Consider the following 13,739-nt stretch of genomic DNA (forward strand, 5'->3'; position numbering starts at 1 on the left):
AGCCGAAGCGCTGCCTTCGACCCGTACGGGGCCGTTCGGATGCACGACAGGGATTCGGGAGTGGGGATTCGGGATTGGCAACAGCGGCGCTGCTGCGTCCGGGTTGCTGTTGCCAACCCCGAATCCCGAATGCCCAATCCCCGCCCCTCAAGCCCACGGAGGGCTGTACTTGATCTTCAAGGTCCGCACCGCGGGGTCGGCGCGCAGGCTGTCCATCAGCTGCTGATCGATCCGCACCGAGTGGCTGCCGTTGAGGTCGAGCATGCCGGCCACGCCGCCGGTCGGGGCGCGCAGCAGCAAGTCCAGGCGCAGAGGCGTCTTGCCGGGGCGGTGCTTGGCCAGCAGCGCGTCGATGCGCTTCCAGGCCTGTTTCTCGCGCAGGTCCAGGCGCAGCGACAGGCGTTGTGCGTGGTCGGCGCAGATCTGCTCGTAGTCCCAGCATTGGCGGATGCGCAGGCTGTAGCCGCCGTTGAATTCGTCCTCGCGCAGGCCGCCCTTGACGATCAGGATGCGGTCGCGAGTGAGCAGATGCCCGAACTCGGCCATCGCATCGGAGAACGCGCTGCATTCGACCCGGCCACGGCCGTCTTCGAGCTGCACGAACACCTGGCTGTCGCCCTTGCGCCGCACGCCGATCACCTGGCCGGCCAGGATCGCGCTGACTTCCGGGCGCCAGGCGCGCTTTTCGCCATCGCCACCGCCGCCACCGCCGCGTTGTTGCGAGGCGAGGATCTTCTCCAGCGCGCCCAGGTCGCAGCCGACCAGCTCGCGCACTTCGTCGCGGTGCGGGTCGAACGGGTGACCGCTGAGATAGAAGCCCAGCGTTTCGCGCTCGCCGGTGAGCAACTGGCCCAGCGGCCATTCCTTGCTTTCGGGAAGGTCCAGACGCAGCGCCGGCGCGCTCGGGTCCGGCCCGCCGAACAGCGAGTTCTGGCCCGAGGCGCGTTCGCGCGCCAACTGCTCGGTGGCCTTGACCACTTCCGGCAGCTGCAGCATCAGCGAGGCGCGGTTCTTGCCCAGCCCGTCCATCGCGCCGGCGTTGATCATCGCTTCCAGCGTGCGCCGGTTGAGCTTGGCGGTGCCCACGCGCGTGCAGAAATCCAGCAAGGTGGTGTAGGGGCCGCCGCGCTGGCGTTCTTCGACGATCGCCTCGCAGGCGCCCTGGCCGACACCCTTGATCGCGCCTAGGCCGTACTGGATGGTGTCCGGGCTGGCGGCCTCGAACATGTAGGCCGACTCGTTGACGCGCGGCGGCTTGACGGTCAGGCCGAGGTTGCGCACCTCATCGAGAAAGCCCACCACCTTGTCGGTGTTGTCCATGTCCGAGGACAGCGTCGCGGCCATGAATTCGGCCGGGTAATGCCGTTTCAGCCAGGCGGTCTGGTAGCTGACCAGCGCGTAGGCGGCGGCGTGCGACTTGTTGAAGCCGTAGCCGGCGAACTTCTCCATCAGGTCGAAGATTTCGTCGGCCTTGGCCGCGCTCACTCCGCCCTTGGCCGCGCCTTCGCGGAAGATCTCGCGGTGCTTGGCCATTTCGGCCGGCACCTTCTTGCCCATCGCGCGGCGCAGCAGGTCGGCGCCGCCCAGCGAATAATCGCCGACGATCTGCGCCATCTGCATCACCTGCTCCTGGTACACCATGATGCCGTAGGTGTCCTTGAGGATGACTTCGGTGCGCGGATCCGGGTAGACGATCTCCTGCTGGCCGTGCTTGCGCGCGTTGAAGTCCGGGATCAGGTCCATCGGGCCGGGGCGGTACAGCGACACCAGCGCGATCAGGTCTTCGAAACGGTCCGGGCGCGCGTCCTTGAGCAGGCGGCGCATGCCCGAGGATTCGAACTGGAACACCGCGCCGGTATTGCCCGAGGCGAATACGCCCTTGTAGGTGGGGGCATCGTCGAGCGGAATGGCGCTGATGTCGACCGGGTCGATGCCGGCGCGTGCGTGGCGCACGTTGATCGCCTTGACCGCCCAATCGATGATGGTCAGCGTGCGCAGGCCGAGGAAGTCGAACTTGACCAGGCCGACCGCTTCGACGTCGTCCTTGTCGAACTGGGTGACCTGGTTCTTGCCGCGTCCGTCCTGGTCGTGTTCGGCGAACAGCGGGCAGAACTCGGAGAGCGGCTCGGGCGCGATCACCACGCCGCCGGCGTGCTTGCCGGCGTTGCGGGTGAGGTCCTCGAGCTGACGGGCCAGATCCATCAGATCGCGCACGTCGTCCTCGACCTGGTAGCGCTGGATCAGGTCCGGCGAGGCCATCTCCGAGTCCTTGCCTTCGCCCATCGCATCCTTGAGCGTGATGCCCAGGATGTTGGGGATCAGCTTGGCGACGCTGTCGACCAGACCGTAGCTGAAGCCGAGCACGCGCCCGGCGTCGCGCACCACCGCCTTGGCCGCCATGGTGCCGTAGGTGATGATCTGGCTGACCCGGTCGCGGCCGTACTTGCGCGCCACGTAGTCGATCACCTCGTCGCGGCGATCCATGCAGAAGTCGATGTCGAAGTCGGGCATCGACACGCGTTCCGGGTTGAGGAAGCGCTCGAACAGCAGGTTGTACGGCAGCGGATCCAGATCGGTGATCTGCAGCGCCCAGGCCACCAGCGAGCCGGCACCGGAACCGCGGCCCGGGCCGATCGGAATGCCCTGGTTCTTGCCCCACTGGATGAAGTCGGCCACGATCAGGAAGTAGCCGGGGAAGCCCATCTTGATGATGGTGTCCAGCTCGAATTCCAGCCGGTCGACATAGTCCTGGCGGGTCTTGCCGGGCGCGATCGGGTTCTTTTCCAGGCGTGCGGCCAGGCCCGCGCGCGACTGGCTGCGGATCCAGCTGTCCAGCGTCTCGTCTTCCGGCACCGGGTAGGCGGGCAGGAAGTAGGTGCCCAGGCGCATCTCGATGTTGCAGCGCTGCGCCAGCGCCAGCGTGTTGTCGATCGCGTCGGGCACGTCGGCGAACAGCGCGGCCATTTCGTCGCCGGACTTCAGGTACTGCTGGTCGCTGTACTCGCGCGGACGTTTGGGATCGTCGAGCACGCGGCCGGAGGAAATGCACACCCGCGCCTCGTGGGCATTGAAGTCGCTGGCGTACAGGAAGCGCACATCGTTGCTGGCCACCACCGGCAGACCGCGCACGCCGGCCGCATGCAGCGCGAACTGGTTGAAGCGTTCCTCGCCCTCGCGCCCGGTGCGGGTCAGTTCCAGATGCAGACCATCGCCGAACACGCGCTGCCAGTCGGCCAGCTGCTGCTCGGCCAGGTCGGCGCGGCCTTCGCCGAACAGGCGCCCGGCCAGGCTGTCGCGCCCGGCCAGGGCGAACAGGTTGGCGTGGCCGCTCTGCAGCCACTCCGGGTGGATCGCCACGCCGCCTTCGGGGCGGTGGCCTTCCATCCAGGCGCGGGTCAGCAGGCGCGACAGGCTCAGGTAGCCTTCGCGGTCGCGGCACAGCAGGGTCATGCGCCAGGGCGTCATGTCTGGGGTGGCGATCATCACGTCGGCGCCGGCGATCGGCTTGATGCCCACGCCTTCGGCGGCCTTGTAGAACTTGACCAGCGCGAACAGGTTGTTGAGGTCGGTGACCGCCAGCGCGGGCATGTCGAGTTCGACCGCGCGGCTCAGCAGGTTGGCCTGCTTGGCCTTTTTCGGGTCAGCCTGATCCGGTTTCTCGGGCACACGGATGGTGGAATCCGCCAGCGAGAACTCGGTGTGGACGTGCAGATGGACGAAGCGGGAAGTGGACATGCGAGACCGGAATAATGCGTGGTCAGGGTAGCGAGCGTGGTCGGGTCGAACAAGGCTTGACAGCGCCGGCGCAGGGCCGCGGCCAGCTGCCACGGGGGCTGGGCGGTGCGGCCGATTCAGGCTTTGGCTAGCTGCGCGCAGCGCGACGGTGGCGATTGCGCGGATCGGCAGGCGTGCGGGGCTGCGTGTGCGGGACACGACGCTCCAGGCCATGGCCGCAGCGGCAGCATGCACGCCAAGTGAAGGAGGACGCCATTACCGTTTCAGGTTCGCCCGGAGGGCGGTCGGTCAGTCGGCCAGCAGCAGGTCATCGGCCGGGGCCGCGCAAGGCACGTCCCACGGCGACTGCGCCGCCTCGATGCCCAACGCACGCCGCACCGGGGCGAAGCTGCGGCGGTGCTGCGGGCAGGGTCCGTGGCTGCGCAGCGCGGCCAGATGCACCGGCGTGGCGTAGCCCTTGTGCTGGTCGAAGCGGTATTCCGGGTGCTGGGCGTGCAGGGCGTGCATCAGGCGGTCGCGGGTGACCTTGGCCACGATCGAGGCGGCCATGATGGCGCGATCGAGCGCATCGCCGCCGATCAAGGCCTCGGCCGGGCAGGGCAGGCCCTTGGGCACCCGGTTGCCGTCGATGCGCGCAAAACCGGCCACATGCGCCACGCCCTCCACCGCACGCCGCATGCCGAGCATGGTCGCCTGGTAGATGTTGATGCGGTCGATCTCCTCGCTGTCGATCAGCACCACCGACCACGCCAGCGCCCGCTCGACGATGCGCGCATACAACTGCTCGCGCCGCTGCGCGCTCAGCTGCTTGGAATCGTCCAGCCCGTTGATGCGCGGCTTGCTCGGGTCGAACACCACCGCCGCCACCGCCACCGGCCCGGCAAGCGGGCCGCGGCCCGCTTCGTCGACACCGGCGATCAAACGCCGGGATTCGGCATTCGGGATTTGGGATTGGCCGAACAAGGGCGACTGGCGCGCCTCGGCTTGAGCGCCCGCAGCGATGATCTTCACGCTTTTGCTCCTGCCGAATCCCCAATCCCCACTCCCGAATCCCAGCCCTCCAGCAGCCCAGCCACCGCATCGGCCGCGCGTGCCGATGCGTCGCGGCGCAGTTCGGCGTGCAGGGCGAGATAGCGCGGTTGCAGGGCGGCGACCTTTTCCGGGTGCTTGAACCAGTCCAGCAGGGCCACGCACAGCCGTTCCGGGGTGCAGTCGTCCTGCATCAGCTCGGGGGCGAGATCGTCGTTGGCCAGGATGTTGGGCAGCGCGTAGCGGTTGACCTTGAGCAGGCCCAGCGTCTTGACGATACGGTAGGTGAGCGGGGCGACCTTGTAGCCGACCACCATCGGGCGCTTGACCAGCATCGCCTCCAGCGTCGCGGTGCCCGACGCCAGCAGCACCACATCGGCGGCCAGCATCGCGGTGCGCGCCTGGCCATCGAGCAGGTGCGAACGCAGCACCGGAAGCGACGACCGCGATAATTGTTCGGCCAGCAGCTGCTTGCAGCCGGGGTTGGCCGCGGGAACTAGCACGTGCAGGTTGGGCAGGTGCTCGGACACTAGCCAGGCGGCCTGGAAGAAGGTATCGCCGAGCTTGCTGATTTCACCATGCCGGCTGCCGGGCAACACCGCCAGCACGGTGCTGGACGCGGACAGGCCCAGCTTGGCGCGTGCGGCTGCGCGATCGGCCTGGTAGGCGATGTCGTCGGCCATCGGGTGGCCGACAAAGCGCGCATCGATGCCGTGCCTGGCATAGATCGGCGGCTCCATCGGAAACAGGCACAGCACCAGGTCGGCGCTGGCGCCGATCTTTTCCGCACGCTTCTCGCGCCAGGCCCAGACCGACGGGCTGACGTAATGCACGGTGCGCACGCCGCGCTGCTTGAGCCAGCGCTCGACCGACAGATTGAAATCGGGTGCGTCGATGCCGATGAACACGTCCGGCTTCCACGCCAGCACCCGCTCGCGGAAGGCGCGGCGCAGCTTCAACAGCCGCGGCAGATGCTGCAGCACTTCGGTCAGCCCCATCACCGCCAGTTCGCTGGCATCGAACCAGGTCTGGCAGCCGGCACCACGCATTGCATCGCCACCGATGCCGACGAATTCAGCACCCGGATAGCGGCGCCGCAGCTGTTCGATCAGGCCCGCACCCAGGATGTCGCCGGAGGCTTCGCCGGCGATCAGCGCGATGCGTGGAGAGCGGAGATTGGGGATTGGGGATTGGGGATTGGCCAGCGCGTCGTGCACGACTTCGCCCGGTGTGGTGTGGACGCTTTGCATCCCCAATCCCGAATCCCGAATCCCGGCCTTCATCGCAACAACGGCCTTTCCGCCGCCTCGATGAACTCGAGTAGTCCGCGCACGTCTTCGCTGCTCTTGGCCTGTTCGGCCAGTTGCAGTTTGGCTTCGGCCAGCGGCAGGCCGGCGACGTATAGCGTGCGGTAGGCGCGCTTGATCGCAGTGATGCGCTCGGCATCGAAGCCGCGCCGCTTGAGCCCTTCGCTGTTGATGCCGCGCGGGCGGCCCAGCGATTCGCTGCCGACCATGGTGAACGGCGGCACGTCGCCGTTGGTCAGCGCGCCCATGCCCAGGAAGGCGTGCGCGCCGATCCGGCAGAACTGATGCGCGCCGGCAAAGCCGCTGATGATCACGTAGTCGCCCACGGTGACATGGCCGGCCAGCGTGGTGTTGTTGGAGAACACGCAGTGGTTGCCGACATGGCAGTCGTGCGCCACGTGGGTGTAGGCCAGCATCCAGTTGTCGTCGCCGACCACGGTGATGCCGCCACCGCCGCCAGTGCCGCGATTGATGGTGACGAATTCGCGGATCACGTTGCCGTCGCCGATCACCAGCTCGGTGCGCTCACCGGCGTACTTCTTGTCCTGCGGTTCGCCGCCGATCGCGGCGTGGCCGATGAAGCGGTTGTTGCGGCCGATCCGGGTCGGGCCGTGGATCGAGCAATGCGGCCCCACCTCGGTGCCCGCATCGATCTGCACATCGGCGCCGATCAGTGAAAACGCGCCCACGCGCACATCGCTGGCCAGTTGCGCCGACGGATCGATGACGGCGGTGGGATGAATCAAGGGTGCTTGATCACGCATCGTGTCTCACCTCCAAAACGGTTATTCCTTGGCGCCGGCGCACATGACTTCGGCACTGGCCACGACTTCGCCGTTGACCTTGGCCTCGCCGTAATAGCATCCCATGTTGCGGATCAGGCGCTTCATCTGCACTTCCAGCATCAGCACGTCGCCCGGCACCACCTGCTTGTTGAAGCGGGCGTTGTCGACCTTGACCATGTAGAACAGCTTGGACAGCGCGTCGCGCCCCAGGCCGAGCTGGGTCATCACGCCGCCGGCCTGCGCCAGTGCCTCGATGATCAGCACGCCGGGCATCACCGGGCGGGTGGGGAAATGGCCCTGAAAAAATGGCTCGTTGATGCTGACGTTCTTCTGCCCGACGATGCGCTTGGCATCCAGGTCGAGCTCGATGACCCGGTCGATCAGCAGGAACGGATAGCGGTGCGGGATCAGCGTCTGGATCTGGTTGACGTCGATCGGCAGCTCGTAAGTGGGGTGACTCATTCTTTCTCCTTGCCCACAGCCAGGATGCGCCTTGCCAGCACATCGAGTTGTTTGAAGCGCGCGGCATTCTTGCGCCACGTGCGATTGTCGGTGAGAGGGGTGCCGGACGAATACTCGCCCGGCTCATGGATGGAATTGCGCACTACCGACTTGCCGGTGATCACCACCTTGTCGCAGATCTCCAGATGCCCGACCACGCCGACATGCCCGCCGAGCAGGCAGTAACGACCGATCTTGGCGCTGCCGGCGATCCCGGTACAGCCGGCGATGGCGCTATGCGCGCCGATGTGGCAGTTGTGCGCGATCTGCACCAGGTTATCCACGCGCACGTCTTCTTCCAGCACGGTGTCTTCCAGTGCACCGCGGTCGATGCAGGTGTTGGCGCCGATCTCGCAGTCGTCGCCGATCACCACGCCGCCCAGTTGCGGGACCTTGATCCAGTGCCCGGCATCCATCGCCAGGCCGAAGCCGTCGGCACCGATCACCGCACCGGGATGGATACGCACGCGCTTGCCCAGGCGCACCCGGGTGACCAGGGTGACGCGGGCGAGCAGCTCGCTGCCGTCCTCGACCACGCAGTCTTCGCCGATGATGCTGCCGGTGCCGATCACGCAGCCATCGCCCACGCGGCTGCGCGCACCGATGCTGACGAACGGGCCGACGTGGGCGTTCGGCGAAACCTGTGCGCTGGGATCGATCACCGCGGAAGGGTGGATCCCCGGTTCGCGCACCGGCGCCACGTCGAACAAGGCCGCGATCTTGGCAAAGGCGGTATAGGGATCCTTGGCGACCAGCGCGGTGCCGCGTGCATCCGCCGCATCGTCGGCGCGCAGGACCACCACGGCCGCCTGGCTCTGGCCCAGTTGCGGCCGGTAGCGCGGATTGGACAAAAAGCTCAGTTGCCCGGCGCCGGCATGCGCCAGGGTGGCGACGCCACTGACTTCGACGGCGCCATCGCCAACGACGGTCAACCCAAATTGTTCGGCAATTGCACTGGCGGTCAAGCGCATCGGGGTGAACCTCTTGTAAATGTGGGAGCGCCGCTTTAACGGGGAAAAAACACCATTAAACAGTTCCCAACAAAGCCTGCGTATCTAGGGTCCTGTCGCAATCAAGCGGCGAATCCAGGAGCAAGCATATGAAAACCGTTCTTTCCATCCTTGGTGGTCTGGTCATGATGGGCGCGGTCGCGAGTGCATCGGCCCAATCCTTCGATATCGAGCAGGGCAAGGCGATCGGTGAGCAGCAGCTGCAGTGTCTCAGCCTGCCTGCCGGCGACATCGCCAGCTGCCTGTCCAACACCGTGTCCACCTGGTTCGACAGCTGGTTCTGACCGGCCGACACCCCACCTGCGATACACGGGCGGCCCGCACGCGCGGGCCGCCTTTTTTGTTGCCGTTGGCTGTTAGAACTGGCCGCCGAAGGTGAACTGCAGACGTTCGATCTCGTCGTTGTCTTCCTTCTTCAGCGGGAACGCATAGCTGATCGAGATGGGGCCGACCGGTGCGCGCCACAACAGCGCCACGCCGGTGGACGCACGCAGCTCGTTGGCCTTGAAGTTGTCTACGCCGTCGTAGACGTTACCGAAGTCGAAGAACGCCGATACGCGTGCCGACGGGCTGTCGAACAGCTTCGGGAAATACATTTCCACCGAACCGACGGTCTTGAACGAACCACCCAGCGGCTGGCCGCGCGAATAGTTCACCGTCCGTTCCGAACGCGGACCCAGCGTGTTGTCCTCGAAGCCGCGTACCGAATTGGTACCGCCGGCGTAGAAGTTCTCGTAGAACGGCAGGCCGGTGGCGGTGATGGTGCGCGACACGCCATTGGCGTCGGTCACCACGCGCGTGCTGTCATTGCCGTAGCTGTCGCCATAGCCCAGCTCGAAGCGGGTGTTCAACACGATCGCCGGAATGATCGGCCAGTAATTGGAAATCTGATAGTTGAGCTTGTAGTACTCGACCGTGGAGCCGGGCAGGGTGGTCTCCAGGCCGACGCGCTGGTACATGCCGCGGGTCGGCATGAAGAAGTCGTTGCGGGTGTCGCGTGCCCAACCCAGCTCGGTGCGCCAGGCATGGAAGGTGCGCGTGCCGACCGCATCGATGTAGTCGATGATCGCCTGCGGGGTCTGGCCCTGGAACGTGTTGATCTGGTTGCTGTCGATGCCGACCATCGCCGAGACGGTGTCGTTCTCGGTGATCGGCACGCCGAACACCACCTGCGCCGAGCCATTCTTGCTGTTGTACTGCGCGGTGTTGAAGTCCGAGTAGTCCAGCGAGCGCCACGACAGGTTGTAGCCCAGCGACACGCCGTCGTCGGTAAAGAACGGGTTGGTATAGGAGAACGCGTAGCGCTGCTGGTAGCTGCTGCGCGAGGCTTCCACAGCCACCCGGTTGCCGCCGCCCAGGAAGTTGTTCTGCGACAACTGCACCGAGGTGGTCACACCGAAGCTCTGCGAATAACCCAGGCCGAACACGAAGCTGCCGGAGGTGGTTTCCTTGACGTTGTAGACCACGTCGACCTGGTCGTTGCTGCCCGGCACCGCCGGCGTTTCCACGTCCACGCTCTCGAAGTAGCCCAGGCGCTGCAGACGGATCTTGGAACGGTCGATCGCCGCCTGCGAGTACCAGGTATTTTCGAACTGGCGCATTTCGCGGCGCAACACCTCATCGGAGGTGCGGCTATTGCCTTTGTACAGGATGCGGCGCACGGTCACGCGCGGGCCCGGCACCACCTGCAGGTTCACCGCAACGGTGCGGTCCTCGCGGTTTGGGGTCGGGATCGGGTTGACCTTGGCGAACGCGTAACCGACGTTGCTCAGCGTGTTGGTGATCGCATCGGAGGTGTACTCCAGCAGCGCACGCGAGAAGATGTCGCCGGCCTTGGGGATGACCAGACGCTCGATGTCCGCCTGCGGCAGCACGGTGTCGCCGGTGACCTTGATCTCGGAAATCTTGTACTGCTCGCCCTCGGTGACGCCGGCGCTGACGAACATGTCGCGCTTGTCGGGGCTGATCGACACCTGGGTGGAGTCGATGCTGAAGTCCACGTAGCCGCGGTCCAGGTACCAGGAGTTGAGCTTCTCCAGGTCGCCGGACATCTTTTCCTTGGAGTACTGGTCGTCACGGCGGTACCACGAGGCCCAGTTGTGCTCCTTGGACTCCCAGTTCTCCAGGATGTCCTCGTTGGCGAACTTTTCGGTGCCGATCAGGTTGACGTGGCGGATCTTGGCCGCCTTGCCTTCCTTGATGGCGATCGCCACATCCACGCGGTTACGGTCCAGCGGGCTCACCGTCGGGGTGATCTCGACGTTGTACTTGCCGCGGTTGTTGTACTGGCGGGTCAGTTCCTGGGTCACGCGGTCCAGGCTCAGGCGATCGAAGGTGCCGCCTTCGGTCAGGCCGATGTCGCCCAGGCCCTTGAGCAGCTCCTCGGACTTGATGTCCTTGTTGCCAGTCACGGTGAGCTTGTTGATCGCCGGACGCTCCTTCACGGTGATCACCAGGATGTTGCCCTGGCGATCCAGCTGCACGTCCTCGAAGAAGCCGGTGCGGTACAGCGCACGGATCGAGTCGGCGACCTTGGCATCGTCCACGGTGTCGCCGCGGTTCACCGGCAGATAGGTGAAGACGGTGCCGGAGGCGATGCGCTGCAGGCCGTCGACGCGGATGTCGCTGGCAACGAACGGCTCTGCGGCCAGGGCAACAACTGGCAGGCTGAGGCCGGCGGCAAGAGCGAGGGCAAGCAGGCGGCGAGTGGGAAGACGCGTCATGTCACATCCGGTTGGAGTCGATTTCGGGTGTTGCTGGATGCCGACGTATGACGACGACAACAGGCGGAAAGAGTGGAGCAGCTTCATCGTGGAACCAGGCCGAGGATGTCGTTGTAGAACGCCAGTCCCATCAGCCCGGCCAGGACCGCCAGGCCGACATATTGCCCGGCAATCATGGCCCGTTCGCTGATCGGGCTGCCCTTGACCAACTCGATAAGGTAATACAGCAGATGCCCACCGTCCAAGATCGGGATCGGCATCAGGTTGATGATCGCCAGGCTGAGCGACAGCAATCCCAAGAAATACAGGAACCAGTCGAGCCCGCGTTCGGCCGAGGCGTTGGCCGCGCGCGCGATCGTGACCGGCCCGGAGATGTTCTTGACCGAGGCCTGGCCGGTCAGCATGCGCTTCATCATGCCCAGCGAATCGGCGGTCATCCGGCCGGTTTCACGGATCGCCGCCGGCACCGCGGCGAACACGCCGTACTGCTGGCGGCTGTCGTAGGCCGGCGCCTGCGCTGCCGCAAATCCCACGCCCAGCAGCCACTGGCCCTTCGGCGACCGGCGCGGGGCGATTTCCAGCGCCAGCCGGTCTTCGCCGCGCGCGACCTCGATCATGCCGGTACCGCCTTGCGCGCCCAGTGCCTGCAGCTGGGCCGGAATCTCGTCGGCCGAGCGGATCGGCTGGCCGTCGATGGCCACGATGCGGTCGCCCGGCTGCAGCAGCCCCTGCGCCGCGGAGCCGGCGACCACCTGGCCCACCACCGGCGGCTGCAGCATGAACTGCCAGCCGATGCCGGCCAGCGAGGCCACGCGGCGCTCGTCAAAGCCGGCCGGCAGCTGCGACAGCCGTAGCGTGTGCTCGCGGTTGCCGGCGCCGTCGGTGGCGGTCAGTACGCGGATATCGCGCTTGTCCATGGCCGCGGTGGTGAGCTGCATGCTGGCATCGCTCCAGCTGCTGACATCGCGTCCATCGATGCGCACGATGCGCTCGCCCGGGGTCAGGCCGGCTTCGGCGGCCAGGCCATCGGCACGGCCGACGGTGGCCGAGTAATCCTGTTTGCCGACCACGAACATCGCCCACAGCATCGCCATGCACAGCAGCAGGTTGGCGATCGGGCCGGCGGCCACGATGGCGATGCGCTGCCACACCGTCTTGCGATTGAAGGCCTGGTCCTGCTCGGCCGGATGCACGTCGCCTTCGCGCTCGTCGAGCATCCTGACGTAGCCGCCCAGCGGGATGGCCGCCACCACGAACTCGGTGCCGTGACGGTCGCGCCGCATCCACAACGGTTTGCCGAAGCCCACCGAAAAGCGCAGCACCTTGACGCCGCAGCGGCGCGCAACCCAGAAGTGGCCGAATTCGTGAAAGGTCACCAACACGCCCAGGCTGACGATCATCCACCAGACCGAACCGATGAAATCACCCATGGATGCAACTCGTCTGCGTAAATCGATCAGGCATGAAGGCGGTGATGGGCGAGGGCGCGTTCGGTGATCTGCCGCGCTTGCGCATCGGCAGAAAGCAGGGTGTCGAGGGAGTCGGCATTGTGCCGTGGGAGCGTTGTCAGTGTGTGTTCGACCAACGCGGGAATCGCTAGGAAACCCACCTGGCCCTGAAGAAACGCTGAAACAGCCACTTCATTGGCCGCGTTCAGGACCGCAGGCGCGGTTCCACCGGCCTCCAGCGCCTCCCAGGCCAGGCGCAGGCATGGGAATGCGGCGGTGTCCGGCGCCTCGAAATCCAGCCGCCCCTGGGTCAGCAGGTCCAGCCCGGCAACCCCGGACTCGACCCGCTCCGGCCACGCCAGGCCGACCGCCAGCGTGGTGCGCATGTCCGGCAGGCCCAGCTGGGCCAGGGTGGAACCGTCGACGAATTCCACCAGCGAGTGCACCAGGCTCTGCGGGTGCACCAGCACGTCGATCTGCGCACCGGGCAGGCCGAACAGGTGATGCGCTTCGATCACTTCCAGGCCCTTGTTCATCAGCGTCGCCGAATCCACCGAGATCTTCGGCCCCATCGACCATTTGGGATGGGCGACAGCCTGCGCGGGGGTGACAGCGCTCAGCGCGGCGCGGTCACTGCCGCGGAACGGCCCGCCGGACGCGGTCAGGATCACCCGGCGCACGCCGCGACTGGCGTCGCAGGAGCGCAGGCACTGGAAGATCGCGCTGTGTTCGCTGTCGATCGGGATGATCTCGGCGCCGGCCGCCGCCGCGGTGCGGGTCAGCAGCTCGCCGGCCAGTACCAGCGATTCCTTGTTGGCCAGCAGCAGGCGCTTGCCGGCGCGGGCTGCGGCCAGCGTGGAGGGCAGGCCGGCCGCTCCCACGATCGCCGCGACCACGGTGTCGCAGGCATCGCTGGCGGCCAGCGCGTCCAGGGCGTCGGAGCCGGCGTGCGCCTGGGTGGCCAATCCGGCCGCGCGCAGACCGTCGCGCAGTGCCGGATACAGGGATGGGTCGGCGATCACCGCATGCGCAGGGCGATGGGTGACGCAGAGCGCCAGCAGCTCGTCGACCTTGCTGCCGGCCGACAGCACGCTGGCGCGCAGCCGCTGCGGATGACGGGCGATCACATCCAGTGCCGACGCACCGATCGAGCCGGTGGCGCCGAACACGGCGACCTGACGGAGAGGGGAGCCAGCCATGC

The 13,739-nt window shown here is 66.4% G+C and carries 10 protein-coding genes; 1 reads left to right on the plus strand and 9 read right to left on the minus strand.

What is annotated here, in order from left to right; translation table 11 throughout:
- Positions 1 to 147: 147 nt before the first annotated feature.
- The 6 genes from dnaE to lpxD all read right to left on the minus strand — a co-directional run bounded on the left by dnaE (position 148) and on the right by lpxD (position 8,328).
- Positions 148 to 3,735: a DNA polymerase III subunit alpha gene (gene dnaE, locus ABQ039_RS06830; protein ID WP_102581025.1), complete on the minus strand. Its 3,588-nt coding sequence runs from the start codon at positions 3,733 to 3,735 to the stop codon at positions 148 to 150.
- Positions 3,736 to 4,023: 288 nt separating this feature from the next.
- Positions 4,024 to 4,746: a ribonuclease HII gene (locus tag ABQ039_RS06835; protein ID WP_046342161.1), complete on the minus strand. Its 723-nt coding sequence runs from the start codon at positions 4,744 to 4,746 to the stop codon at positions 4,024 to 4,026.
- Complete coding sequence (gene lpxB, locus ABQ039_RS06840; protein ID WP_184516737.1) at positions 4,743 to 6,014, minus strand: lipid-A-disaccharide synthase; 1,272 nt, start codon at positions 6,012 to 6,014, stop codon at positions 4,743 to 4,745. Before lpxB ends, ABQ039_RS06835 begins: the two co-directional genes overlap by 4 nt.
- Positions 6,015 to 6,043: 29 nt before the next feature.
- Positions 6,044 to 6,835: an acyl-ACP--UDP-N-acetylglucosamine O-acyltransferase gene (gene lpxA / locus ABQ039_RS06845; protein ID WP_024940381.1), complete on the minus strand. Its 792-nt coding sequence runs from the start codon at positions 6,833 to 6,835 to the stop codon at positions 6,044 to 6,046.
- A gap of 21 nt (positions 6,836 to 6,856) precedes the next feature.
- Positions 6,857 to 7,318, minus strand: a complete 462-nt coding sequence (gene fabZ / locus ABQ039_RS06850) for a 3-hydroxyacyl-ACP dehydratase FabZ (RefSeq protein WP_016902400.1) — start codon at positions 7,316 to 7,318, stop codon at positions 6,857 to 6,859.
- A complete protein-coding gene (lpxD, locus tag ABQ039_RS06855; protein ID WP_046342162.1) occupies positions 7,315 to 8,328 on the minus strand; it encodes a UDP-3-O-(3-hydroxymyristoyl)glucosamine N-acyltransferase in 1,014 nt (337 codons plus the stop codon). The genes fabZ and lpxD overlap by 4 nt, the downstream gene beginning before the upstream one ends.
- A 128-nt stretch (positions 8,329 to 8,456) precedes the next feature.
- Between lpxD and ABQ039_RS06860 the strand changes: the two genes are divergently transcribed.
- Positions 8,457 to 8,651, plus strand: a complete 195-nt coding sequence (locus ABQ039_RS06860; protein WP_046342163.1) for a hypothetical protein — start codon at positions 8,457 to 8,459, stop codon at positions 8,649 to 8,651.
- Positions 8,652 to 8,723: 72 nt separating this feature from the next.
- Here ABQ039_RS06860 and bamA read toward each other — a convergent pair whose 3' ends face one another.
- The 3 genes from bamA to ABQ039_RS06875 form a co-directional block, all read right to left on the minus strand.
- Entirely contained in the window at positions 8,724 to 11,090 is a 2,367-nt protein-coding gene (bamA, locus tag ABQ039_RS06865; RefSeq protein ID WP_024940379.1) for an outer membrane protein assembly factor BamA, read from the minus strand.
- 83 nt (positions 11,091 to 11,173) lie between these two features.
- On the minus strand, positions 11,174 to 12,520 hold the full coding sequence (rseP, locus tag ABQ039_RS06870) for an RIP metalloprotease RseP (protein ID WP_349778472.1): 1,347 nt from the start codon (positions 12,518 to 12,520) through the stop codon (positions 11,174 to 11,176).
- Positions 12,521 to 12,546: 26 nt separating this feature from the next.
- Entirely contained in the window at positions 12,547 to 13,737 is a 1,191-nt protein-coding gene (locus ABQ039_RS06875; protein WP_184610959.1) for a 1-deoxy-D-xylulose-5-phosphate reductoisomerase, read from the minus strand.
- Between the last annotated feature and the right edge of the window lie 2 nt (positions 13,738 to 13,739).

The sequence above is a fragment of the Xanthomonas sp. WHRI 6108 genome, assembly GCF_040202385.2.
GTDB classification, from domain to species: domain Bacteria; phylum Pseudomonadota; class Gammaproteobacteria; order Xanthomonadales; family Xanthomonadaceae; genus Xanthomonas; species Xanthomonas arboricola.

Bases quoted from the DNA above. Each gene is read 5' to 3' on its own strand.
- bamA (WP_024940379.1), bottom strand. From the start codon at position 11,090: ATGACGCGTCTTCCCACTCGCCGCCTGCTTGCCCTCGCTCTTGCCGCC.
- ABQ039_RS06875 (WP_184610959.1), bottom strand. From the start codon at position 13,737: ATGGCTGGCTCCCCTCTCCGTCAGGTCGCCGTGTTCGGCGCCACCGGC.
- ABQ039_RS06860 (WP_046342163.1), top strand. From the start codon at position 8,457: ATGAAAACCGTTCTTTCCATCCTTGGTGGTCTGGTCATGATGGGCGCG.
- dnaE (WP_102581025.1), bottom strand. From the start codon at position 3,735: ATGTCCACTTCCCGCTTCGTCCATCTGCACGTCCACACCGAGTTCTCG.
- rseP (WP_349778472.1), bottom strand. From the start codon at position 12,520: ATGGGTGATTTCATCGGTTCGGTCTGGTGGATGATCGTCAGCCTGGGC.
- lpxD (WP_046342162.1), bottom strand. From the start codon at position 8,328: ATGCGCTTGACCGCCAGTGCAATTGCCGAACAATTTGGGTTGACCGTC.
- lpxB (WP_184516737.1), bottom strand. From the start codon at position 6,014: ATGCAAAGCGTCCACACCACACCGGGCGAAGTCGTGCACGACGCGCTG.
- lpxA (WP_024940381.1), bottom strand. From the start codon at position 6,835: ATGCGTGATCAAGCACCCTTGATTCATCCCACCGCCGTCATCGATCCG.
- fabZ (WP_016902400.1), bottom strand. From the start codon at position 7,318: ATGAGTCACCCCACTTACGAGCTGCCGATCGACGTCAACCAGATCCAG.